The sequence below is a fragment of the uncultured Maribacter sp. genome (assembly GCF_963975365.1).
GTDB lineage: Bacteria > Bacteroidota > Bacteroidia > Flavobacteriales > Flavobacteriaceae > Maribacter.
Window position 1 is genome coordinate 85,765 of record NZ_CAXBGF010000016.1, and the last position, 25,090, is coordinate 110,854.

Annotated in this window: 23 protein-coding genes; 12 read left to right on the forward strand and 11 right to left on the reverse strand. The window is 34.8% G+C overall.

Annotation, left to right across the window (positions count from 1 at the left end; genetic code table 11):
- Positions 1-110 precede the first annotated feature (110 nt).
- Positions 111-1,538: an amidohydrolase gene (locus AACZ49_RS15970; RefSeq protein ID WP_339656960.1), complete on the reverse strand. Its 1,428-nt coding sequence runs from the start codon at positions 1,536-1,538 to the stop codon at positions 111-113.
- Between the two features lie 100 nt (positions 1,539-1,638).
- Here AACZ49_RS15970 and AACZ49_RS15975 point away from each other — a divergent pair, with 100 nt between their 5' ends.
- The gene (locus AACZ49_RS15975; RefSeq protein WP_339656962.1) at positions 1,639-2,931 is read left to right on the forward strand and encodes an NAD(P)/FAD-dependent oxidoreductase; all 1,293 of its coding nucleotides are present in this window, start codon (positions 1,639-1,641) and stop codon (positions 2,929-2,931) included.
- A 318-nt stretch (positions 2,932-3,249) separates the two neighbouring features.
- Positions 3,250-3,597 (forward strand): hypothetical protein, encoded by a 348-nt coding sequence (locus AACZ49_RS15980; protein WP_339656964.1) that lies wholly within the window; start codon positions 3,250-3,252, stop codon positions 3,595-3,597.
- Here the strand turns inward: AACZ49_RS15980 and xerD are convergent.
- Positions 3,594-4,496, reverse strand: a complete 903-nt coding sequence (gene xerD / locus AACZ49_RS15985) for a site-specific tyrosine recombinase XerD (protein ID WP_339656965.1) — start codon at positions 4,494-4,496, stop codon at positions 3,594-3,596. The two genes, AACZ49_RS15980 and xerD, sit on opposite strands and share 4 nt — an antisense overlap.
- 427 nt (positions 4,497-4,923) lie before the next feature.
- On the opposite strand from xerD, the gene AACZ49_RS15990 reads away from it, so the two are divergent.
- From AACZ49_RS15990 to AACZ49_RS16000, 3 genes are all read left to right on the forward strand, one after another.
- Complete coding sequence (locus AACZ49_RS15990) at positions 4,924-5,442, forward strand: hypothetical protein (protein WP_339656967.1); 519 nt, start codon at positions 4,924-4,926, stop codon at positions 5,440-5,442.
- Between the two features lie 79 nt (positions 5,443-5,521).
- Positions 5,522-5,938, forward strand: a complete 417-nt coding sequence (gene aroQ / locus AACZ49_RS15995) for a type II 3-dehydroquinate dehydratase (RefSeq protein ID WP_339656969.1) — start codon at positions 5,522-5,524, stop codon at positions 5,936-5,938.
- A 66-nt stretch (positions 5,939-6,004) separates the two neighbouring features.
- On the forward strand, positions 6,005-7,162 hold the full coding sequence (locus tag AACZ49_RS16000) for a PQQ-dependent sugar dehydrogenase (RefSeq protein WP_339656971.1): 1,158 nt from the start codon (positions 6,005-6,007) through the stop codon (positions 7,160-7,162).
- Between the two features lie 12 nt (positions 7,163-7,174).
- Here AACZ49_RS16000 and AACZ49_RS16005 read toward each other — a convergent pair whose 3' ends face one another.
- The 4 genes from AACZ49_RS16005 to AACZ49_RS16020 all read right to left on the reverse strand — a co-directional run bounded on the left by AACZ49_RS16005 (position 7,175) and on the right by AACZ49_RS16020 (position 10,282).
- On the reverse strand, positions 7,175-7,450 hold the full coding sequence (locus tag AACZ49_RS16005; protein ID WP_339656973.1) for a DUF3817 domain-containing protein: 276 nt from the start codon (positions 7,448-7,450) through the stop codon (positions 7,175-7,177).
- A gap of 21 nt (positions 7,451-7,471) precedes the next feature.
- On the reverse strand, positions 7,472-8,863 hold the full coding sequence (gene lpdA, locus AACZ49_RS16010) for a dihydrolipoyl dehydrogenase (protein ID WP_339656975.1): 1,392 nt from the start codon (positions 8,861-8,863) through the stop codon (positions 7,472-7,474).
- A gap of 205 nt (positions 8,864-9,068) precedes the next feature.
- Positions 9,069-9,563, reverse strand: a complete 495-nt coding sequence (gene msrB, locus AACZ49_RS16015) for a peptide-methionine (R)-S-oxide reductase MsrB (RefSeq protein WP_339656977.1) — start codon at positions 9,561-9,563, stop codon at positions 9,069-9,071.
- A gap of 155 nt (positions 9,564-9,718) precedes the next feature.
- A complete protein-coding gene (locus tag AACZ49_RS16020; RefSeq protein WP_339656979.1) occupies positions 9,719-10,282 on the reverse strand; it encodes a collagen-like protein in 564 nt (187 codons plus the stop codon).
- Positions 10,283-10,458: 176 nt separating this feature from the next.
- Here AACZ49_RS16020 and glgB point away from each other — a divergent pair, with 176 nt between their 5' ends.
- From glgB to AACZ49_RS16040, 4 genes are all read left to right on the forward strand, one after another.
- Positions 10,459-12,354, forward strand: coding sequence for a 1,4-alpha-glucan branching protein GlgB (gene glgB, locus AACZ49_RS16025; RefSeq protein ID WP_339656981.1), 1,896 nt, complete (start codon positions 10,459-10,461; stop codon positions 12,352-12,354).
- Between the two features lie 82 nt (positions 12,355-12,436).
- The gene (locus tag AACZ49_RS16030) at positions 12,437-14,839 is read left to right on the forward strand and encodes a glycoside hydrolase family 31 protein (protein WP_339656983.1); all 2,403 of its coding nucleotides are present in this window, start codon (positions 12,437-12,439) and stop codon (positions 14,837-14,839) included.
- Between the two features lie 35 nt (positions 14,840-14,874).
- The gene (locus AACZ49_RS16035; protein WP_339656984.1) at positions 14,875-15,684 is read left to right on the forward strand and encodes a M48 family metallopeptidase; all 810 of its coding nucleotides are present in this window, start codon (positions 14,875-14,877) and stop codon (positions 15,682-15,684) included.
- Between the two features lie 61 nt (positions 15,685-15,745).
- Positions 15,746-17,077 (forward strand): MFS transporter, encoded by a 1,332-nt coding sequence (locus AACZ49_RS16040; protein WP_339656985.1) that lies wholly within the window; start codon positions 15,746-15,748, stop codon positions 17,075-17,077.
- A gap of 44 nt (positions 17,078-17,121) precedes the next feature.
- Here the strand turns inward: AACZ49_RS16040 and AACZ49_RS16045 are convergent, their stop codons facing one another.
- The 4 genes from AACZ49_RS16045 to AACZ49_RS16060 are packed head-to-tail and all read right to left on the reverse strand — an operon-like array spanning position 17,122 to position 20,060.
- Entirely contained in the window at positions 17,122-17,847 is a 726-nt protein-coding gene (locus AACZ49_RS16045) for a head GIN domain-containing protein (protein ID WP_339656986.1), read from the reverse strand.
- A gap of 23 nt (positions 17,848-17,870) precedes the next feature.
- Positions 17,871-18,962, reverse strand: coding sequence for a hypothetical protein (locus AACZ49_RS16050; protein ID WP_339657002.1), 1,092 nt, complete (start codon positions 18,960-18,962; stop codon positions 17,871-17,873).
- On the reverse strand, positions 18,943-19,506 hold the full coding sequence (locus AACZ49_RS16055; protein ID WP_339656987.1) for a hypothetical protein: 564 nt from the start codon (positions 19,504-19,506) through the stop codon (positions 18,943-18,945). Before AACZ49_RS16055 ends, AACZ49_RS16050 begins: the two co-directional genes overlap by 20 nt.
- Positions 19,506-20,060 (reverse strand): RNA polymerase sigma factor, encoded by a 555-nt coding sequence (locus tag AACZ49_RS16060; RefSeq protein ID WP_339656989.1) that lies wholly within the window; start codon positions 20,058-20,060, stop codon positions 19,506-19,508. The genes AACZ49_RS16055 and AACZ49_RS16060 overlap by 1 nt, the downstream gene beginning before the upstream one ends.
- Positions 20,061-20,322: 262 nt before the next feature.
- Between AACZ49_RS16060 and lon the strand changes: the two genes are divergently transcribed.
- Together lon and cmk are read left to right on the forward strand one after the other, a co-directional pair.
- Positions 20,323-22,773 carry an endopeptidase La gene (gene lon / locus AACZ49_RS16065; protein ID WP_339656991.1) on the forward strand — a complete coding sequence of 817 codons (2,451 nt, stop codon included), beginning with the start codon at positions 20,323-20,325 and terminating at the stop codon, positions 22,771-22,773.
- A 16-nt stretch (positions 22,774-22,789) separates the two neighbouring features.
- Positions 22,790-23,479, forward strand: coding sequence for a (d)CMP kinase (gene cmk, locus AACZ49_RS16070; protein WP_339656993.1), 690 nt, complete (start codon positions 22,790-22,792; stop codon positions 23,477-23,479).
- 50 nt (positions 23,480-23,529) lie between these two features.
- Here cmk and AACZ49_RS16075 read toward each other — a convergent pair whose 3' ends face one another.
- On the reverse strand, positions 23,530-23,910 hold the full coding sequence (locus tag AACZ49_RS16075) for a LysM peptidoglycan-binding domain-containing protein (RefSeq protein ID WP_339656995.1): 381 nt from the start codon (positions 23,908-23,910) through the stop codon (positions 23,530-23,532).
- Between the two features lie 258 nt (positions 23,911-24,168).
- Here AACZ49_RS16075 and AACZ49_RS16080 point away from each other — a divergent pair.
- On the forward strand, positions 24,169-25,090 hold a 922-nt coding region (locus tag AACZ49_RS16080), incomplete at its 3' end, for a S1 RNA-binding domain-containing protein (RefSeq protein ID WP_339656997.1).

A 25,090-nucleotide genomic window follows, 5' to 3' on the forward strand; every position in this document is an offset into this window, starting at 1 on the left:
CTTATTTGGTTAGTCATATAAAAGGATTATTTGTTACAATACATCTTAAAATAAATAAAAAAGTGCTCAAGGAAACCTTGGCACTTTTTCTTAACTATACTATGGGAAATCTAATTTCTATAATCCAATGCAGGTGCTCTATTACCTAAGAGAGGTATATATTTAAAATCAGCACCTCTTTGCTCTAGAAATTCAGCTTTTGCCATTTCAATCAATTTTTTGTCCTTGAAGAGGTCAATTGCAGTTTTGGTCAACGTTTTTGCTGCCACCATCATACCTTTTCTACCAATCGATGTTCCACCGGCAGCAACTGCTTGCCAGCTATGTGCAGGGGTGCCAGGTACCCATGTTGCAGTTCCAAATCCAACTGTAGGTACAGTAAAACTAACGTCGCCAACATCGGTAGAGCCATAAGCTCTAGCTTCCGTTTTATAAGGTTGAACATTTTTTGCAGTATCTAAATCTGCATGATCCATTCCTAATGACATAGCAATTTTATCAGCAAAGACATTTTCTTCAGCAGTGTATACAATACCGCCTACTTCAGAAAGATTCTGGTGCATCAATTTCTGTAAAGTAAGGTTTGGTAATAGTTCATGCGTGCCACCAATCATTTCATAATCCATTGTCGTGCCAGTACCTAAAGCAGCACCTTCAGCAGCTTTTACCATCCGGTCGAAAATATCAATTACAACATCGCGTTTATTATGGCGAGCATAATAGTATACTTCAGCAAAATCAGGAACCACATTTGGGGCTTTACCGCCATCTGTGATCACATAATGTATTCGTGCTTCTTGAGGAATATGCTCACGCATCATATTTACCATTATATCCATAGCTTCAACGCCATCTAGGGCAGAACGACCTTTTTCAGGAGAACCCGCCGCGTGGGCCGAGATACCATGAAATCTGAATTTCGCGGATTTATTCGCCAATGCTGCACCAGCATTTGCTTCGTTTTCGTCTCCAGGGTGCCAGTGAAGTGCAATATCCACATCATTGAAAAGACCTTCGCGAACCATATATACTTTACCTGAACCACCTTCCTCGGCAGGTGTTCCATAAAATCGAATTGTTCCTTGCATTTTGTTTGCCACCAACCATTCTTTAGTTGAAATGGCTGCAGCTGTTGAGGCAGTGCCGAACAGGTGATGTCCGCAAGCATGACCAGCCGCTTTACCTGCTGATTCTTTATCAGCTATAGCTTTTTGAGATAGGCCTGGTAGCGCATCAAATTCACCCAGAATGGCAATGACAGGTGTTCCACTGCCGTATTCAGCTATAAATGCGGTCGGTATTCCTGCAACTCCTTTTTTAATAGTAAAGCCTGCATCTTGTAATGTTTTTTGTAATAGTCCAGAACTCTGCTCTTCTTGGTAGCCCATTTCCGCGAATTCCCAAATATTCTGGGCTATATTTCCATAATCTTCACTTTTTTCCTCTAGATTTTTAAGAATTTCTTTTTCACTCTTTTGAGCTTGCATTGAAAAAAAGGAAGTACTTAGTATTGCCAATAAAAATAAGGTTTTATGCATTTTTGGAGTTGTTTGTAGTTAGACCTTAAATATACTAAAAACAGAATATTATTTTAAAGAAGAAAGGCATTTGTTTAATTTTACGCTTAAGTAATAAATTATGAACATACCACTTTCAAGCTATCCTAGAATTGTAATTATAGGTGGTGGTTTTGGCGGAGTTACTTTAGCCAAAAAACTAAGTAAAAAAGAAGTACAGGTAGTTCTTTTAGATAAGAATAATTACCATACTTTTCAACCCTTATTATACCAAGTTTCAACAGGTGGTCTCGAACCAGATTCCATTGCCTACCCTTTAAGAAAGGTTTTAATTGGATATGATAATTTTTATTTTCGTTTAGCTGAGGTAGATAATGTTGATCCGCTTAAAAAGAAAATTAATACCAATATAGGCGAACTTTCATATGATTATTTGGTTGTAGCTACTGGCTCTGAAACCAATTTTTTTGGGAATGAAGAGATTGAAAAGAATGCCATGTCGATGAAATCTATACCCCAGTCGCTTAATCTTAGAAGTTTAATTCTTGAAAATTTTGAGCAAGCACTTTTAACAGATGACTATCATGAGCGAGATGCATTAATGAATTTTGTTATCGTAGGTGGTGGGCCAACAGGGGTAGAGCTATCTGGGGCATTGGCAGAAATAAAGAAGGGTATTCTCCCTAAAGATTATCCAGATTTAGATACCAGAAGGGCGCAAATTAATATAGTGCAAGGGGGCGATTGTCTTTTACCTGGTTTTAGTGTTCAGGCTTCAAAAAAGGCTGAAGAATTTTTAGAGGAATTGGGAGTTCAAGTTTGGAAAGGGGTTCGGGTTACTGGTTACAATGGTAAAACAGTTACGACCAAGACCGATTTGGTTTTCGAAACTGCAACTGTGGTATGGGCTGCAGGTGTAAGAGCCGTGGGAATTAAAGGATTGGATGCAGAAGATTTATTAGCAGGCGGCAACAGAATCAATGTTAATGAATTTAATCAAGTTAAAGGTCATCCAGATATTTTTGCCATAGGTGATATTGCTTGTATGGTAACTGAAGATAATCCTAGTGGTCATCCTATGGTGGCACAACCTGCAATTCAGCAAGGTAGATTATTAGCAGAGAACTTAGAGCGGTTGCTGGCACGTAAATCGATGAAACCTTTTGAGTATATTGACAAAGGTAGTATGGCGACAATTGGTCGAAATAAAGCCGTTTGTGATATAAAAGGGTATAGATTTCAAGGTGTTTTTGCATGGTTTGTATGGATGTTCGTTCACTTGTTCTTTCTAATTGGATTTAGGAATAAAATGGTCGTATTCATCAATTGGGTGTATAACTATATTCGGTTTGATCGTGAAGCTCGTTTGATTATAAGACCTTTTAAAAGAGACTACAGTCAATTTAAAGATTAAGTCAATTGATATCTTTTATATTTATTCAGAATATTAGGTTTTAATGTCTAAAAGTCTGTCGGTTAAAGTTTTGCTAAGTATTTCTTTTGGTGTTATTATTAAAATACCTTTTACAGGAAATCAACTTCCATTGAAAAACCTGTAATATGAAAGTATTGGTATTTAGCTATCTGTTTTTTGTTTGTAATTATAGCTATTGGGCAGACTATCGAAGAACTACCATAAGCAAATAGCCATACATCAGTAACAGGCTTATCAATTTCTGGACATGCTTATCATCCCATTTCAGCAATTGGTAATGTGCATAAGTCGTTTATTGTGCAATATGGAATATCTAAATCTACACAAATTGAACTTCAAGGGTTTTATGATACATATTTGTTAACTGAAAGGTTTAGGTCAAGTTTTATAGGTAAGGCGTATTTAAATGAAAAAGTATACTTACTCTCTTGTTTAGAAGTGGAAGTGGTTACCGAATATGCAGGTAAAGTAGAAGTTCCATATCGACTTGGTTTTGTGGCAGGTGCAGTTTATGATATTAGTGATGATTTTATGATTGAAGTGAAAAGTAATGTTCGGCTCAACAATTCCAACATTGGCGCTTTTGGAGAAGCTTTGGTAAAAATGCCATCAGTTTATGATAAAGGCAGTAAGTGGAAGCTTTAATCGCTTTTTCGGGGGTGATAGGTATTCATAACCTCGGCTAAATGTGAGCGATCCACATGCATATAAATTTCTGTAGTGGTAATACTTTCGTGACCAAGCATTTGCTGAATGGCACGTAAATCGGCTCCATTTTCAAGTAAATGAGTAGCAAAGGAATGTCTGAATGTATGCGGACTTATATTTTTATGTAACCCAATAGTAACCGCTAAGTTTTTTACAATGGTGAAGATCATTGCTCGTGTAAGTTGTTTTCCTCGTCGGTTAAGAAAAAGTATATCTTGAAATCCTTCTTGAATATTTAAATGAACCCTAATTTCATTTCTATAGATATTAATATACTTTTTGTTCACAGTACTAATGGGAACAAAACGTTGTTTATCACCTTTACCGGTAACTTTAATAAAATCTTCCTCAAAAAATAGATCCGATATTTTTAAGTCAATAAGTTCAGAAACCCGTAAACCACAACCATACAAAGTTTCAAGCATCGCACGATTACGTTCCCCTTCATTAGTAGCTAAATCTATAGCTTGAATTAATTTATCTATTTCATTTTCAGAAAGTGTATCCGGTAATTTGCGTCCAATTTTGGGAGATTCTATTAAATCTAATGGATTGTCTTTTCGATAATCTTCAAAAATTAGATAGTTGAAAAAACTTTTAAGTCCTGATATTATTCGTGCCTGCGACCTAGGGTTTACTACTTTGGCAATTTCATATATAAATTGCTGAACGGTATCTTTTTCTATTTGTATGGGGTTGTCAGATATCGCATGTGAATTTAAGAAGGACATTAGTTTCTCAATATCTCTAGTATAGCTTTGTATAGAATTTTTTGATAACCCACGTTCTAGCTTAAGATACATGGTATAATCTTTAAGAGCATGTTGCCAATTCATGGTTTAAAGATAGATATTGTATTAATTAAAAATAAAGTATAAATGGTATTAAATATTGGTTTTGTGGTATATGAAGATTTATTGTTAGTTTTCATATTTACTCTAATTAAGTTACTCAATTAATTTTATTAATAGGTAATGTAATAGTTTTGAAGCAGGGGTAGCACATATACCTTTTGCTGGTCATGATTACGAATGCAGAATATTGCATTAGCTTTTTCTTTAAAATGGGAATCATTTATTCGACTTGAAGAATAATTGGGAAATGAAGTTTTGGTTTTTGGTCTAAGTAGTAAATATATAATTGAATAAGTATTAAAGTCTTTTAAAAGTATAGGGGCAACTATGGCTTCTTTTTATACCCTTTTGTTGTATACTTTTTACTGTTTCATTTCGTTCTAGGTTAATGAAAATTATTCCATTTCACATGAAAAAGATTTTTTTACTTCTGGTTATGACCATTTTTACGAGCCAAATTTTTGCTCAAGAAGGATTTAAAATGGGTATTCAGGCAGGTTTGCCTTTTAATGATTTCAATGAAGCACTTAGTGTTGTTGTTGGTGCTGATCTTTTATACATGTACCCTTTGGGTGAAGTTGTGGATATAGGACCTGCGGTAGGTTTTATCCATGGTTTTGCAGAAACATTTCAATCTAATATTGTACGTGCAGATTTAAAACCAGTTCAGTTTGCCCCTTTATCAGCAGGTGTACGTATTTGGACATCGAACGATTTCTCATTTGGTGGTAATGTAGGTTGGGCTTTAGGTGTTAGTGAAGGTAATGATGGTGGTTTGTACTATAGACCAACGATTGCCTATTTAATGAGCTCAAGTGTAGAGATTAATTTTTCATATACAGGAATTGAATTGGATGCTGCTACTTGGTCTACACTAACTCTTGGAATTGTGTATAATTTTGAGCCGAAGTATAGAACTCGTCGCTAAAGCCATTAAGTACTTCGAGTAAAATTTACTTCTACAATTTCTTATCAATTTGTTAATCAACATTTATTACTTTTGATACATGAAGATTATCATAATTAATGGTCCTAATTTGAATCTATTAGGGAAAAGGGAGCCAGAGGTATACGGAGCAGAAACATTTGAAGATTACTTTTCAAAACTTCAATTAAAATTTAAAGATGTTGATTTAGAGTACTTTCAATCTAACATCGAAGGTGAGCTAATTTCAAAAATTCAGGAAACAGGTTTTTCATATGATGGTATAGTTTTAAATGCCGCCGCATACACTCATACCTCTGTTGGTATAGGCGATGCAGTAAAGGCTGTTAAGACTCCTGTAGTAGAGGTGCATATTTCAAATACTCATAAACGCGAAGAATTTAGGCATGTTTCTTACATTTCTGCTGCCGCCAGTGGTGTTATTCTAGGCTTCGGACTTAAAAGTTACGATTTAGCCATCGAAAGTTTTTTAGTGTAAATACAAGGAACCTTTAAGATCTGGTTGACTAACTTAATTCTTTTCATAGTTATAAAATCTATAACTATGAAAAGAATTGGTCTAGTACTTTCGTGCATATCTTTATTCATAATTCCCTCGTGCAGTGATAAAGAGGATTTAGCTCTCACTCCTATAGTTGATGATTCAATTTCTCTAAGCAATGCTTTTCCTAATTTAATTTTTTCAAAACCATTAGATTTGCAGTCCCCTCAAGACGGGACTAACAGAATATTCGTTGCAGAAAAAGGAGGTGTTATAAAATCTTTTGATAACATGGGCTCCACAGAATCGGTCTTTACATTTTTAGATATTTCAAATAAAACAGCTACGGCAAGTGAATTAGGCCTTTTAGGGTTTGCCTTTCATCCAGATTATATCACCAATGGTTTTCTTTATGTTACCTATACACCGAGTGAGAGCTTAGCCGTGATTTCTCGTTTTAAAGTATCTGAAACGAACACGAATGTAGTAGATACGTCAAGTGAAACTATTTTATTGGAAATACCCCAACCAGAAACTAATCATAATGGAGGTCAATTGGCTTTTGGCCCTGATGGATATTTATACATTGCATCGGGTGATGGTGGTGGTGCGGGTGACCCTGACGGAAATGCACAAAATCTAGAAACACTTTTAGGTAAAATTTTACGGATCGATGTAAACATTAATGATGCTGGTTTAAATTATACCATACCGATCGATAACCCGTTTGTGGATAATGAAAATGCTAGAGGTGAAATTTATGCTTATGGACTAAGAAATCCATGGCGATTTAGTTTTGACAATCAAACCAATACGATTTGGGCAGCCGATGTAGGGCAAGATAATTTAGAGGAAATAGACCTTATAGTAAAAGGTGGTAATTATGGGTGGAATATACTTGAAGGTACTTCTTGCTATCAAGCAACAGAATGTGATGCTACAGATTTAATCGCGCCGCTTTACGAATATGGTCATAGCACTAATGATAAATCCGTTACTGGTGGTTATGTATACCGTGGAAATAAATTACCGAATTTAAAAGGGTATTATATTTATGGTGATTTTATTTCAGGGAGAATTTGGGCTTTAGATCAAGCTGGAAATAATAAATTACTATTGGAAACTGGCTTAAATATTTCTTCTTTTGGAATAGATGAAAATAATGAGTTATACCTGTGTAGTTTTGATGGTAAAATTTATGACCTAACTAAGGTAGATTAAGATTAATCTATTTTATGATCTTAAATATTTTTCCTCAACATAGAAAGTGGCAAAGGGTAATAAAGAGGCTACTCCAAAAGTAAGAAGCTTCTTTATGCCCCATTTTTGCTGGTAGCCAACCACAATCGTAAGTGCTATAAAAGCAATAAATAGTGCTCCATGAGCATAGCCAACTAATTTATTCGGTCCGGGTATCTCTGCCCAGTATTTTAATGGCATGGTTACACCGAACAACGCCAAATAGGAGATTCCTTCTAAAATTGCCGTTGCTCGAAATAATTTTAACATGCTAATGTTTATTAAAAATGGTTATAAATGAATTACTTCGTCATATGCAGCTGCAACCGCTTCCATAACTGCTTCGCTCATAGTCGGGTGTGGGTGAACTGCTTTCAGTACTTCATGTCCTGTAGTTTCTAGTTTGCGTCCTAAAACTGCCTCAGCGATCATATCGGTTACACCAGCGCCAATCATATGGCAACCTAACCATTCGCCATATTTCGCATCAAAAATTACTTTAACAAACCCATCAGAAGCGCCAGATGCTTTTGCTTTTCCGCTTGCAGAGAATGGGAATTTACCAACCTTAATATCAAGGCCTTTATCCCTTGCTTGCTTTTCTGTTAAACCAACAGATGCAATTTCAGGCGAGCAATATGTACATCCAGGTATATTGTCATAATCTAATGGCTCTACATGCATACCTGCTAATTTCTCAACACATAGAATACCCTCTGCTGAAGCTACATGGGCAAGTGCTTGCCCAGGTGTTACATCACCAATAGCATAGTAGCCAGGTATATTTGTTTGGTAATAATCATTTACTAAAATTTTATCACGGTCTGTTGCAATACCTACATCTTCTAAACCTATATTTTCAATGTTGGTCTTTATACCAACTGCAGATAATACAATATCAGCTTCCAGAATTTGTTCTCCTTTAGCAGTTTTTACGGTTGCTTTAACTCCATCACCAGATGTATCAACAGAAGTGACTTCTGCAGAGGTCATGATTTTAACTCCTGCTTTTTTAAAGCTTCTCTCTAATTGCTTAGAAACATCTTCATCTTCAACAGGTACTATATTTGATAAATATTCAACTACCGTTACTTCTGTACCCATAGAATTATAGAAGTAAGCGAATTCAATACCTATAGCTCCACTGCCTACAACAATCATTTTCTTAGGTTGCTTCTCTAATGTCATTGCTTCGCGGTAGCCTATAATTTTTTTACCATCTTGTGGTAAACTTGGTAATTCACGACTACGAGCACCAGTAGCAATTATAATATTATTAGCATTATATTCAGTAACAGTTCCGTCGTTAGTCTTAACGGAAACTTTCTTGCCAGCTTTTAAGGTTCCATAACCATGTATAACCTCAATCTTGTTTTTCTTCATTAAGAACTGAACACCTTTGCTCATACCTTCGGCTACGCCTCGGCTTCTTTTTACAACAGCATCAAAATCCTTGTCAATACCTTCAACCTTTATTCCGTAATCGTCTGCATGTTTTAGGTATTCAAATACTTGCGCAGATTTCAATAAAGCTTTAGTTGGGATACATCCCCAATTTAAACAAACGCCTCCAAGACTTTCTTTTTCAATAATAGCGGTCTTGAAACCTAATTGTGAAGCCCTGATAGCGGTTACATACCCTCCTGGACCACTACCTAAAACAATAATGTCGAAACTGCTCATATTTTTGTTCTTTTGATGTTTTAAATGAGGTGCAAAAGTACGAAACCAAATCTAAATTTAGAATAGGAATTTAAAATATGACCTTTAATTTCTTATTGTGATATTTTGAAAATATAATTGTTCTTGCAACGAGATATTGTAATTACTTAATAAACAATAGAGAGGCATAAAAAGGCCTCTCTATGTAACTTTAAAATGGGATAGATTATTCGGCAGGAGCAAATTTTAATGCAACCCCATTTATGCAATGACGTAGACCCGTAGGCTCAGGGCCATCTTCAAAAACATGGCCTAAATGTCCGCCGCATGTAGCACAGTGTTCCTCTGTTCTTACCCCATAAGTATTATCAATTTCGTAGCCTACATTTCCGTCAATTTCTTGATAAAAACTTGGCCAACCTGTGCCAGAATCAAATTTAGTTTGGCTTTTGAAAAGTGGAGTGGCGCAGGCAGCGCAAACATAAGTACCCTTCTTTTTAATCTTCAATAATTCACTAGAAAATGGGCTTTCTGTACCAGATTCACGCAAAACGTAATATTCAGCATCAGTCAATTCTTTTTTCCATTCAGCATTTGTTTTCTGAATAGCAAATTCTTTTGTGTTTTCCACTTTTGTATCTGTGGCCATTTCCTTTTCTTGCGATGTACCCTTACAACTAACAAAAAGTACTAATAGCGCTACTCCAATTTTCATTTTCATTTTCAAATTTTTTAAATATGTCGTTATCCTTTTGTAAACCTTTCAAGTTATTGTATTTACGGAACTTCTTATGTTAAGGATTTTAAAAAAAATAGAATAAAAAAAGTCTATGGGTAAACCCAAAGACTTTAGATATCGTTTTCTTAGTTTTAAAACTAATCCAGTTTTATTTTTTGAATATTCTCTTCTTTCACTCCCAAATGTGCCAAAACCGAATTAATATCCGAAGTATCTAACTTGCCAGTTGTTGATTCTGCGGGTAATACCGCAATTCGAAATACTTGATTGTCGGTGTCTCCTGCTTGTAAAGTACTTAAATCAAAATCTGATTCTAAAAAAATATTTACATCAAAGAACGTATAATCAAAGTTGTATTGTAATAAGCCTTGGTCTAGTATTCTTGTTTGTGGCATTAATCTCCAAATATCAACTAAGTCACCATTACCATCTACGGTTTCATCCCATAACAAATACACTAAAACTACATCGGTTTCAAAAACTTCCACGGTTTGGGGGAATTCATAAAAAATTGAATAATCATTTTCAAGAGAAAAGGAACCTTCAATATCCATTACTTTTCCCAAGATGTTAATTCCATCCTGTCCATCGACACCATCAATTCCGTCGAAACCATCATAACCTGGAGGTCCTTGTGGTCCTTCACATGACATAAAAAATATAGCAATTAATGCTCCTAAAAATAAGTTCAGTTTTTTCATATTAATAATATTAAGGTGTTTTTAAATAAATGTTTTATGTTTAGTTCAAAAAGCGTTCCATTTTTGGTAATTCAATTTATAAATCGGATATTAACTGCTATAATTTTAACAAAAAACAATCATTGTCGACAGTCTTTCTAAGATGATTAGCTTTGCCCAAATATTTAAACAATAATATGTCTAACGTAATAGTTCATTCTTTATTTACCGAATTTGATATTAACCTTTTTAAAAGTGGTAAACATTATCGCCTTTATGAAAAGCTTGGTTCCCATTTAATCGAGGTAGATGGAGTAAAAGGGACATATTTTTCAGTATGGGCACCTAGTGCTAAATCAGTATCTGTCATCGGGAATTTTAATGCTTGGAATGCTGATGAGCACAGGTTAAACGTTCGTTGGGATGCTAGTGGTATTTGGGAAGGATTTATTCCAAAAGTAGGAAAGGGAGAAGTATATAAATATAAAATCCAGTCTAACAATAATGATGTTTGGACAGAAAAGGCAGATCCTTTCGCAAGATTTTGTGAGCATCCACCTAATACAGCTTCAATAATATGGACTGCAGATCATAATTGGAATGATAAGGATTGGATGGGCTATAGAAAAGAGAAAAATGGTTTAGATAGACCATATTCTGTGTATGAGGTTCATTTAGGTTCTTGGAAAAAGAATGCCGGTAATAAGTTCTTGACCTACACCCAATTGGCAGAAGATCTTGTTGCGTATGTTAAAGAAATGGGGTATACCCATATAGAATTTATGCCGATAATGGAGTACCCCTATGATCCATCTTGGGGATATCAATTAACCGGTTATTTTGCGCCCACTTCAAGATTTGGAACACCAGAAGAGTTTAAATTATTGGTAGATACCTTTCACCAAAACGACATTGGGGTGATTTTAGATTGGGTTCCTTCACATTTTCCTGAAGATGCTCATGGTCTTGGTTTCTTTGATGGTTCAAATTTATATGAGCATCCAGATAGAAAAAAAGGATATCATACAGACTGGAAGAGCTTGATTTTTAATTATGGTAGAAACGAGGTAAGAGCCTTTCTTATTAGTAATGCCCTATTTTGGTTGGATCAATACCATATAGATGGATTACGTGTAGATGCAGTAGCCTCTATGCTATACCTTGACTATTCTAGAGAAGATGGGGAATGGGAGCCTAATATTTATGGTAATAATGAAAACTTAGAAGCAATATCATTTATTCGGGAATTGAATGAAGCGGTTTATTCTAATTACGAAGGTGTACAGACTATTGCTGAAGAATCTACCGCGTTTTCTGGTGTTTCTAAACCAGTCGATCACGGTGGTTTAGGATTTGGAATGAAATGGATGATGGGTTGGATGCACGATACGTTACAGTTCTTTAAAAAGGAACCTATTTATAGAAGGCATCATCAAAATGACCTTACTTTTAGTATGACCTATGCTTTTACAGAGCATTTTATGCTACCATTTTCACATGATGAGGTAGTTTATGGTAAGCAATCTTTGGTGTATAGAATGCCAGGTGATGAATGGCAACGCTTTGCTAACTTAAGACTTCTTTTTGGATATATGTTTACACACCCTGGTACAAAACTGATGTTTATGGGTGGTGAGTTTGGGCAAACCGCAGAATGGAATTTTGAGCAAAGTTTAGATTGGCATTTGTTACAATATGAAGGTCATGCAGGAATTCAGGGTTTTGTTAAAGATTTGAATCATCTGTACAAAAGTTCTCCTGCGATGTACGAAAAGCAATTTAGCCCAGAAGGCTTTCAATGGATAGATTACAGCGATCATGAAAATTCAGTTTTAACCTATGTGCGTAAAGGTCACGATGAAGAAAATGATTTAATCGTTGTATGCAATTTCACACCAATTCCGCGTGAAAATTACCGAATAGGAATGCCGAAAAAGGGTAAGATTAAAGAGATTTTAAATAGTGATGATGTAAAATACGGTGGTGGTGGTAATTTGAATAAAGTTATCAAAGTGTCAACAAAAGCCTCACATGGATACAAAAAATCAGTTGAAATTACAATTCCACCTTTAGGTATCGTAATCTTAGGGTAGTAATTTTTGTCTAAATGGTTTACCGTAAACATTTTATGATTACTTTTTGGTGTTTATTTGACATCTATTTAATAACATTTTCATGATAACAAATACAGAGCTTGAATATAAAGGTAATTTATACCCTAATCATATAGTCGAGTTTACACAAGATACAGATAAGTTATATTTTACAACAGAAAACGGTGTAGTTCTACAAATAACAATTCTTAGGGGTAGTTTAGTTCGATTTAGATATGCTACAAGCTACAATTTTCAGCCAGATTTCTCTTACGCTATTGATCCCGATAGCACAATGGGTTATAGTAAGTTAGAAGTTGTAGAGAACAATTTAGAGTATATTATATCTACTGCAAGGTTAAGTATTTTGGTAGATAAGAAAACCCTAAGAACTCAAATTTCAGATATAGAAGGTAATATTATAAATGAAGATGAGCTAGGTTTTCATTGGGAAGAGAACTATGAGTATGGGGGAAATACCGTTAAAATGAGTAAGATTTCTCAAATAGGAGAAAGCTTTTTCGGAATGGGCGACAAAGCCATGCACAGTAATCTTAAAGGTAAAAAAGTAGAGAATTGGGTGACCGACCAATTTGCATTTGCAAAAGAACAAGATCCATTATATAAGGCGATACCTTTTTATATTGGGTTGAGTAAGGGCAAAGCTTATGGAATCTTTTTTGATAATAGTTTTAAAACAAGTTTTGATTTTTCACAAGAACGTAGAAACATTACTAGTTTTTGGGCTGACGGTGGTGAACTAAATTACTATTTTATTTTTGGCCCAGAAATGTCGCGGGTGGTTAGTTCATATTCGAACTTGACAGGTACACCAGAATTGCCACCAATGTGGGCCCTTGGCTTTCATCAATCTAAATGGAGTTATTACCCTGAGAGCAATGTAAAAGAAGTTGCGAAAGAATTTCGAAATCGTAAAATACCTTGTGATGCCATATATCTCGATATAGATTATATGGATGGTTTTAGGTGTTTTACTTGGGACAAAAATCATTTTCCTGATCCAAAGAGAATGATACAGGAACTTGAGCAACACGGATTTAAAACCGTGATAATGATTGATCCAGGTATAAAAGTGGATCGTGATTATTGGGTATATAATGAAGCTTTAGAAAACGATTATTTCTGTAAAAGGGGAGATGGTCCTTTAATGCATGGTAAGGTTTGGCCAGGGGAATGTAATTTTCCAGATTTTACAAATCCTGAAGTACGAGATTGGTGGTCCGAGTTGTATAAAGAATTTATGTCTGATTTAGGAGTACACGCTGTATGGAACGATATGAACGAGCCTGCTGTAATGGAAGTACCTACCAAAACGGCACCATTAGATACTAGGCATAATTATGATGGTCACCCCTGCACGCATAGAAAAGCCCATAATGTTTATGGTATGCAAATGGTTAGGGCTACATATGAAGGTGTTAAAAAATATGTATACCCAAAAAGACCTTTTGTGATAACAAGGGCAGCATTTGCAGGTACGCAAAGATATTCGTCTACATGGACAGGAGATAATGTTGCCACTTGGGAGCATTTGTGGATAGCAAACGTTCAAATGCAGCGAATGTGTTTAAGCGGATACTCTTTTGTAGGTTCTGATATTGGCGGATTCGCAGAACAACCAGACGGTGAATTATTTGCAAGGTGGGTTCAATTAGGAATTTTTCATCCATTCTGTAGAGTCCATTCAAGCGGGGATCACGGCGACCAAGAACCTTGGTCCTTTGGTACAGAAATTACAGATATAGTTCGAAAGTTTATAGAATTAAGATATCAACTTTTACCTTATTTGTATACTATGTTTCATAAGTATACCAAAGAGAATAGACCAATGTTACAGTCATTGGTATATTATGATCAAGAAGATACCCAAACACATTTTAGAACAGATGAATTTATTTTTGGCGAGAAAATTTTAGTATGCCCAATACAAGAGCCAAATGCTCAAGGACGTAGAATGTACATTCCTAAAGGAATATGGTATGATTTTTGGACTCAAGAGTCAGTAATAGGTGGTAAAGAAAAATGGGTTGCAGCCGGGTTAGATAAATTACCAATTTTTATAAAGGCAGGAGCTATAATTCCTAAATATCCAATTCAGCAATATGTTGGTGAAAAGAAAATTGAAGAATTGTTGTTAGAGGTTTATTATAAGGAAGGTGTAGAAGCATCAGAAGTATATGAAGATGCGAATAATGGGTATGATTATAAAAAGGGAAGATACGCTTTAAGTAATTATAAATTGACCGGGAAGGAAAATTCATTGACAATACAATTATTTAAAGATGGAAGTTTTGAAACGGAATATGATACCATTAAATTTAATCTGCATGGTTTGCCCTTTCAAATTGAAAGCGTAATGGTAGATAATGAAGAAATAGCATTAGAGAGTATAAAACTGGCTGGAGATAACACTTTGCGAATTGACAAAAACTTTACGTTATTGCATCTGTCAGGTAAAAAATAACTTTGTATTTTTTACCATTAACTTAAAAAATGAATATGAAAAAAATAGTATTAATAGCCCTTGTATTTATAGGTGTGTCTTCTTGTAAAGTAAATCCCTTTACAGGACAGAAAACTTTGAATTTTTATTCGAATAGTCAAGTATTTCCTTCTGCTTTTGCACAGTATGACCAATTTTTAACAGAGAATAGGGTAATCACAGGTACTGCTGATGCTCAAAAGATAACGAGAGTTGGACAACGAATCTCCTCTGCCGCAGAACGTTGGTTAACGGCCAATGGTCACCCCGGGTATTTAAAGGATTACAAGTGGGAGTATAATTTAGTCAATGATGAGACTGTAAATGCTTGGTGTATGCCCGGAGGTAAAATTGTATTCTATACAGGTATTTTACCAATTACCCAGTCAGAAACAGGTATTGCTGTGGTAATGGGCCACGAAGTAGCTCATGCATTAGCAGATCATGGAGCTCAAAGAATGAGTGCAGGTACCCTTCAACAATTAGGAGCGGTTGCAGGCAATATCGCAATACAAGATGAGCAGAAACGTAATTTATTTAACCAGGCTTACGGTATAGGATCTCAGGTTGGGGTAATGCTACCATTTAGTAGAGGTCATGAAACTGAAGCGGATCTAATTGGTTTACAAATTATGGCGATTGCCGGTTATGACCCTTATGAAGCTGCAGAGCTTTGGAAACGTATGAAAGCGAATAGTGGAGGAGAGACGCCACCAGAGTTTATGAGTACGCACCCTTCGAACGATACAAGAATAAATAATCTTACCGCTTGGGCGCCAGATGCCGCTGCTGAAGCAGCAAAATTTGGTGTCACCAAATTTAAATAAAACTTAAAGCATTATTGTATATTGAAGCCGTTCTGAAATGAACGGCTTTTATTTTTTATATATGGGGAAAACACTAGTTTTAAAAGGAAGTAAAAAATTATTGAACGCATGGGCTTTTTATGATTGGGCCAATTCAGTATATAGCTTAGTAATTTCATCAGCAGTATTCCCAATATTCTACGGTGCTTTATTTAGGGTTGCGGGTATTGAAAAAGTAATAGTTTTTGGTGGGGAGATAGCAAGAGCTCCATTAATTAGTTACACAACCTCATTGGCATTTGTTTTTATAGCGATAGTAACCCCGTTAGTTTCTGGAATTGCCGATTATTTAGGGAATAAAAAAATGTTCATGAAATTCTTTTGCTATTTAGGTGGACTTTCATGTGTAGGTTTAAATTGGTTCTCATTGGAAAATATTTACTTCGGACTTCTTTGTTATTTCTTAGCATTAGTAGGTTTTTGGGTAAGTTTCGCTATAAATAATTCTTACTTACCAGATGTTGCCTTTCCAAAACAACAAGACGCTATAAGTGCAAAAGGTTTTTCCTTGGGATATGTCGGTAGTGTAATTCTTTTGATATTTAATTTAGCGATGGTAATGCAACCCGACTTTTTCGGAATAACTACCGATGAAGCTGGTGCTGCTGAAATTAAGGCTATGAAATATTCATTTGTTACCGTTGGTATTTGGTGGGTGCTTTTTGCTCAATATAGTTTTTACTACCTACCTAAAGGATATAAAAAAGAAGGTAAGAGAACCAATATCATTTTAAATGGTTTTAAAGAGTTGAAACTTGTATGGTTGCAACTAGGAGAGCAAATAAAACTTAAAAGATACCTAGCTGCTTTTTTTGTGTATAGTATGGCGGTTCAGACCGTAATGTTGATAGCTACATATTTCGGAGAGGAGGAAATAGCATGGGGTGCAGACTCGGAACGTACAACCGGGCTTATCGTTAGTATTTTAGTTATACAGTTAGTAGCTATTTTAGGTGCTACGGTTACTGCTAAAGTTTCTGAAAAATATGGTAATATAAAAACATTGATTGTGGTTAATACCCTTTGGGTTTGTATATGCATTTATGCATATTTCGTAATTACACCAACCGATTTTTATATTGCTGCAGGTTGTGTTGGTTTAGTAATGGGTGGTATACAAGCATTGTCTAGATCAACTTATTCCAAATTTTTACCAGAAACTAAGGATACAACTTCCTATTTTAGTTTTTATGATGTTGCTGAAAAAATAGGAATAATTATAGGAACTTTACTTTATGGGGTTGTAGCTCAATTGACTGGTAGTATGAGAAGCTCAATTATATTTTTAGGGCTATTCTTTTTAATTGGCATGTTCTTATTATTACGAGTAAAGGAATCAAAAAAGCCTCTTTAAAAGAGACTTTTATAATTGATTGTTCGTTATTTTGATTTTACGAATCATCCTTTAGAAATATCGCCAGAACCAGAAGTTTTAGTGTCCACTTTCTCAGGATTGCCTCTGTATGAAATATCACCTGATCCAGAAACCCTTGCCTTAATTGATTTTTTTGCAGTTACTTGAATATCTGCAGATCCAGATATTGTAGCACTTACATTGTCCGCTTCAAGATTATACGCTTCAATATCACCACTACCGGAAATTGTGGCATCAAAATCAATAGTTTTACCACTCAATGTTATATCGCCCGAACCAGACATGCTAGCGGATATCGAATTTGAGTCAATATCTAAAGTGATATCACCAGAACCAGACATTGCCGTGTTAAATTTATCTGATTTTATTTTTGTTTTGCCAACGATGTCTCCCGAGCCAGACATTGAGACTGAGCTTATTGTTTCAATCGGAACGGTAATTCGAATTTCAGATTTCCAAGAACTACTTTTGAGGTTTACACCCTTTTCAGTTTTAATGACCAGTTTGCCATCTTTAACCTCTGTGATAATATACTCCAAAAGGTTTTCTTCGCCCTGTAGTGTAACTTCACCTTCGTTTCCTGATACTAAATCTACATCGAACCAACCGGAAACTGCAATTCCGTCATAATCTCCAGTATTTCTTTCTATAGTAACATTGTTTCCATTTCCTTTAATGGTTTTTCCCCATTGGGCAGAGCAGGATAGGGTGATTAAACCTGTAAATAGTAATGCGCTTAAATTTTTCATGTTTTTAGTTTTAATTTGATTGATTATTTTTTTGTAAAACTTATTCCGCCGTAATCACTTGATAGTGTTACTTTATTTCCACTTCCTTTAGAACCATAAAAACCTTCATAGTGTTTATCGGAAGATTTTTCTGTGCTGATATTAATTGTAAAATCATCTTTCCCGCTTACACCTGCATAACTTGTTGAAATATCAAAATCAAAATGGTAGGCATTATTGTAACCAATCTTTATTCCCGTGTAATCTGTTCTAATATTTACATTGCCTGCATCAGCAGCTAATTCATCTATTCTTATTGAGCCATAATCTGCAACAATAGAAACATCGCCATGAACGATACCTAATTTAACCGTTATATAATCGCCATTACCATTAATACTTTTCAATTCTTCTATATCCATGTTACCGTAGTCACTGGTATATTCCAAATTTTCCATTTTACCAATATTAGCATTTGTATAGTCGGCATTTATGCTAAGATTGCCAGCTTTTTCTATTGTGAAGCCTGAATAGTCGGCTCTTATTTCACCACTATTAATATATTCAATGGTAGATTTAGAGGTGTAGTCGAAATTCAATTTATTATTTCGACCTCTCAATTCACCCAATTCTAAGCGACCATAATCACAATTGATTCTCGCATGACCGTCAATTCTATCTAAGATTATATTACCGTAATCGTTGTTTAAATCTACATTGTTTTTTACAGGAACTTTAATAGTGTAATTTATTTGCATGTTTACATTATTGTTATTGCCCCAATTCCATCCCCAGCCATTACTATTTTTTTTAAAGATTGTTTCAGCTGAAACCCGGTCATTACTTGCTTCAAAATCAACAGATATTTCATCTAATTTTTTTTGAACTTTTTCTTCATTGTTACCGTTGGTCTTAATATGTACCTCTATTACAACACGGTTCTCGTTCCAAGACGTAATATTTAGATTTCCATAAGAATTGCGAATTTTTAAAAGCGCGTTCGGGCTTACGTTAAACTCTTTTTTTATAGTTTTTTCTTTGGTGTGCTTTCCATCAAAACCATTATTGTTGGCATTAACAGCTGTAGTAAAAGCTACGACCAGTAACCATGTGTATTTAAATAGTGTAATTCGCATCATTTGTATTTTTTAAGGTTTTAATATTTTCTATCTGTATCATAACTTCATTCAGAAGTTCTATTCTAGTTTGGAAATTTGAAATCATGGCACTTAGTATTAATTTACTGTGACCCCCGTTTAATAGGTCTTGTTCCATTTTGCTGTAGTTGGTTTCAAGTTTTTTTAATTGAATCATTGCATCGTTAATAATTCTTTCGTTCTCAGGAGATTTTTCAGAATTTAATTCTTTGACTTGTTCTTCAATTAAACTGGCAAAATAAAACTGGGTTTTAGAAGCTTCCGGAGAAATTTCGGCAACCTTTTCTTCAATACTACTTGGTGTAATAAATTGGGCTATACCTATTGAAAACAAAATAGCTATGGTGGCAGCTATTGATAATATGCGTGGCCAAGAATGCTTCTTTTTAGGTGCAATGGTTGCAACTCCTTTAGATTTGTTCAATATATCTAAAAAGCGTTGTTGATGGCCATTGGCTGGTTCCGCGAAATCCAAATCGTTCTGTAGCTTTGTAAATAGAGCTTCTATATTATCTTTCTTCATTAGAGTGCTAGTATTAATTTTCTTCTAAGACTTTCTTTTGCTCTTGAAACTGTAGTTCTACAATTTGCGTAGCTTATATTCATTATCTCACTTATTTCTTCATAATCAAACCCTTCTATTAAATGTAAGGTCAAAGAAACTCTGTAATTATCCTTTAAATCTTTCATGGTTTCTATCACTTTTTGAGCCTTTAGTTCTGTAAACACATGATCAGATGCAATTCCATCATTATCTTCGACCTTGTACAATACCTCATCTAGAGCAACTTCGTTCTTTTTTTGTTGATTTCTGTATTGATGAATGCTGTTATTGATTACAATACGTTTTAGCCAAGACCCAAAAGTTACTTCCCCTTTAAATGTATGCAGTTTCGTGAAAGCGCTTAAAAACGATTCTTGCATAATGTCTTCTGCTTGGGCAGTGTCTTTTATAATTCTTAGTGCTGTATTGAACATAGCCTTGTAATACCTATTGTACACTTCTAACTGTGCACTCTGATTACCGGCTATGCAAGACTGCAACAGCTCATCAATATTTTCTCTTTGTTGGCTCAAAAAGTGATTGGTTTATGTAATGATGAATCAATTTACGGTTTGTTACAGTTGAAGCTAAATTATATTTGAATTTTTCTTTTCAAGGTTACTGCTTATTTCTTTTCAATATATTTTGGGTTGGCACAAGAATTGAAATACTAGTATTTTAAAGTAAGGCTTAATAGCAGTGTTCGTACTGTTTTCATTGCCTTAACAGTTTTAATGTGTAATTTATAAAAATAAAATTCTGTTGGTTTAATGACAGAATGACCGATATATAAGTATGAAAGATTCTAAATTTTCAAATTTTGACAATATGTCTTTGCAGGGGATTGATCAGGATTCTGAGTTGATACCGTTATTGACACCTGAAGATGAGGAGCAGATGAATGGTGAGACTTTACCAGAAACGTTGCCTATTTTGCCTTTACGTAATACGGTACTTTTTCCGGGGGTTGTCATACCTATTACTGCTGGAAGGGATAAAAGTATTCGATTGATTAAGGATGCTAATAATGGTTCTAAAGTTATTGGGGTTGTATCGCAAAAAGATGAAGAAACAGAAAATCCTGATGTACAAGATATAAATACATTGGGTACGGTTGCGAGAATATTACGAGTTCTTCAAATGCCAGATGGTAATACCACTGTAATAATACAAGGTAAAAAACGATTCGAGATTGCTGAGGTATTGACGAAGAAACCCTATATAACTGCTACTGTTAGGGAGACAAAAGAAATAAGGCCAAAGAAAAATGATAAAGAGTTTTTGGCAATTATAGAATCTATAAAGGAGTTGGCCCTTAAGATAATTAGAGATAATCCAAATATACCTAGTGAGGCTTCATTTGCTATTAAAAACATTCAAAGCGATTCTTTCCTTATAAATTTTGTTTCCTCTAATCTTAATTTAGATGTAAAGGCAAAACAAGAATTGTTGGAGATTGGTAGTTTGCAAGATAGAGCATTGGCTACCTTGAAGTATATGAATGTTGAGATGCAGAAATTGGAGCTTAAAAACGATATACAATCGAAAGTTAGAAATGACTTAGATCAGCAACAGCGTGAATATTTTCTACACCAACAAATGAAAACCATTCAAGAAGAATTGGGTGGTGTTTCTTATGATGAGGAGCTGGAGGAGATGAAGATTAGGGCCCAAAAGAAAAAATGGGGTAAAAAGGTAAAGGAACATTTTGCAAAAGAGTTGTCTAAAATGCAACGAATGAATCCGCAAGTGGCTGAATACTCTATTCAACGAAACTATTTAGATCTAATGCTCGATTTGCCTTGGAAAGAGTTTTCGAAAGATAAGTTCGATTTAAAACGTGCTCAACGAATTTTAGACCGTGACCATTATGGACTAGAAGATGTAAAACGTAGAATTATTGAATATTTGGCTGTTTTGAAATTACGAAATGATATGAAGTCACCGATTTTATGTCTATATGGTCCACCGGGTGTAGGTAAAACCTCCTTAGGTAAATCTATTGCTGAGGCATTGGGTAGGGAATATGTAAGAATGTCGTTAGGTGGTCTACGAGATGAGGCTGAAATTAGAGGGCATCGTAAAACCTACATTGGTGCTATGCCAGGTAGAATTATTCAAAGCTTGAAAAAAGCAGGTACATCGAATCCTGTTTTTATTCTTGATGAGATTGATAAATTATCCAATAGTAATCAAGGTGATCCTTCTTCTGCAATGTTGGAAGTATTAGACCCAGAACAGAATAGTGATTTTCATGATAACTTTTTGGAGCTAGGTTATGACCTGTCTAAAGTTATGTTTGTGGCCACGGCAAATAATTTAGGTAATATTCAACCTGCACTTAGAGACCGTATGGAAATTATTAATGTTAGTGGATATACAATTGAAGAGAAAGTAGAAATTGCTAAGAAGCATTTGTTGCCAAAACAATTGACAGAGCATGGTTTAAATAGTGGTCATTTAAAAATTGGCAAACCTCAATTAGAGAAAATAGTTGAAGGCTATACACGCGAATCTGGTGTTCGTTCATTAGAGAAGCAAATTGCGAAAATGGTGCGTTACGCTGCGAAATCTATTGCGACTGAAGAGGAATATGAGATTAAAGTAAGCAATGAGGTTATTGAGGAAGTTTTAGGAGCACCTAAAATGGAGCGTGATAAGTATGAGAATAATGAGGTTGCAGGTGTTGTAACAGGTTTAGCATGGACAAGCGTAGGAGGTGATATTTTATTTATAGAATCTATACTTTCTAAAGGTAAAGGTGCTTTGACAATTACCGGTAACCTTGGTAAGGTCATGAAGGAGTCTGCAACGATTGCAATGGAATATATTAAGTCGAATGCAGAACGTTTTGGGATAGATTCTGAAATTTTTGAAAAGTATAATGTGCATATTCATGTGCCTGAAGGTGCAACCCCTAAAGATGGTCCAAGCGCAGGAATTACGATGTTAACCTCATTAGTGTCTTTGTTCACTCAAAAACGAATAAAAAAGAGTTTGGCTATGACTGGTGAGATAACTTTACGTGGAAAAGTATTGCCTGTTGGCGGAATTAAAGAGAAGATTCTTGCAGCTAAAAGAGCACGTATTAAAGAGATTGTTCTTTGTGCAGATAATGAACGTGATATTAAGGAAATAAAAGAATCCTATTTAAAAGGATTGACATTTCATTATGTGAAAGAAATGTCTGAGGTGATTGATATTGCTATTACAAACGATAAAGTCAAAAACGCAAAAGAGCTATAACTATACTTTTGGAATAATGAAAAAAATCACCATAGCTATTGATGGATTTTCTTCCACAGGTAAAAGTACTTTGGCTAAACAATTGGCAAAAAAGTTACATTACATCTATGTCGATACCGGTGCGATGTATCGTGCGGTAACATTATTTGCTATGCGTGCTGGTTTTGTAGAGAATAGTAAAATAGATAAGTATTCTTTAATTGATTCTTTGGATACTATTGATTTGAAATTTGTTTTTAATGCTGATCTAGGATTTGCCGAAATGTATTTGAATGGAGAAAATGTTGAGAAGGAAATTCGAACAATGCCTGTTTCAAAAAACGTTAGTCAGGTTGCAGAGCTAGAACTAGTGCGAAAAAAGTTGGTAGCCATGCAACAGATTATGGGTGTTGATAAAGGTGTGGTTATGGATGGCAGAGATATTGGTACCGTTGTATTCCCTGATGCTGAACTTAAAATTTTTATGACAGCTTCTCCAGAGAAAAGAGCAGTTAGGCGTTATAAAGAATTGTTGGATAGGGGGGAAGATGTGAATTATGATGATATTTTAGAGAATGTTCAAAAGCGAGATTATATAGATAGTAATCGAGCAATTTCACCTTTAAAAAAGGCAGTTGATGCTATAGAATTCGATAATAGCGATTTAGGATTAGAAGATCAGTTTCTAAGAATTTATGAGCATGCACTTCGCATTATAAATAAGTAAGCATAAAAAGGGGTTAGCATTGCTAGCCCCTTTTTAGTTAAATGTTATTTCTATTTGTTTGGTATAACCAAAACTTGATCAGGATGAATAACATCTGGGTTTTTCAAAATATTAGTATTGGCTTCGAAAATTGCTTTGTATTTCATAGCATCACCATAATAATGTTTTGCTATTTTGCTTAAAGACTCACCACCTTTAACAACATGTCTGTGATATACTGATTCATCTTCTACGGTAATGTTGGCTTTTATATCAGCTGGACTTTCACCACCGAGTTCTTTAATCTTATCCCAAATTAGGTCTTTTTCATAAGGAGTTTTTGCTTGCCCTTTTACTTTTAGTATATCGCCTTCAACGGTTACGTTACCGTCCTTTATTCCCAATTGCTCACCAAGGTCTAAGACACTTTGATACTTAGTTTTAACACTCATAATTCTACTTTTTAATGGTTAATTTTATGCTTCCAAGATAAGTATATTTAACTTTTTTTCCTTAAAAAGTTGCCATACTTATTAAATGAATGAAACATAATAAGTGGTGTTGTCTATTTTAAATAAAATGATTATTTTTGCACACCTTTTTCGCAAGGAAGTCAAGAGAAGAAGGGATAAAAAAAATCAATATAACTACTTTCATAGTCGTTGCCTAAGTCTTGATAAGATTATGAAATACAAATTAATAATCAGCAAATGGCTGAAGAAAAATCAAACGCAGAGGTAGCTGAAACTGCTGATGCAACACAAACTGCTGTAGAGACTCCACAGCAAGATCCACAAGAATTTTTAGAAAATTTCAATTGGGAAAAATACGAACAAGGAATTGAGCGTGTTGATGATTCTAAATTGAAGGAATTTGAAAAATTAGTAGCTGAAAATTTCGTTGACACTGCAGATGCAGAAGTTGTTGAGGGAAAAGTAGTCTATATTACTGATAGAGAAGCTATCATTGATATCAACGCAAAATCTGAAGGTGTAATTTCGTTGAACGAATTTCGTTACAACCCAGGTTTAAAAGTTGGTGACAAGGTAGAGGTCTTGATTGATATTCGTGAAGATAAAAGTGGTCAATTAGTATTGTCTCACAGAAAAGCAAGAACTATCATGGCTTGGGATCGTGTTAATGCGGCTCATGACAAGGAAGAAATCGTTAGTGGTTTTGTGAAGTGCAGAACAAAAGGTGGTATGATCGTTGATGTTTTTGGAATTGAGGCATTCTTGCCAGGTTCGCAAATTGATGTGAAACCAATTCGCGATTACGATCAGTACGTAAACAAAACAATGGAATTCAAAGTTGTAAAAATCAACCATGAATTTAAAAACGTTGTTGTTTCTCATAAAGCGCTTATCGAAGCGGATATTGAAGAACAGAAAAAAGAAATCATTAGCCAACTTGAAAAAGGACAAGTATTGGAAGGTGTTGTTAAAAACATTACTTCTTATGGTGTCTTTATAGATCTTGGTGGTGTTGATGGCTTGGTTCACATTACTGACCTTTCTTGGAGTAGAATTAATCACCCGAACGAAGTTGTTGAATTAGATCAGAAATTAAATGTTGTTATTCTTGATTTTGATGAAAACAAATCTAGAATTCAATTAGGTCTTAAGCAATTAG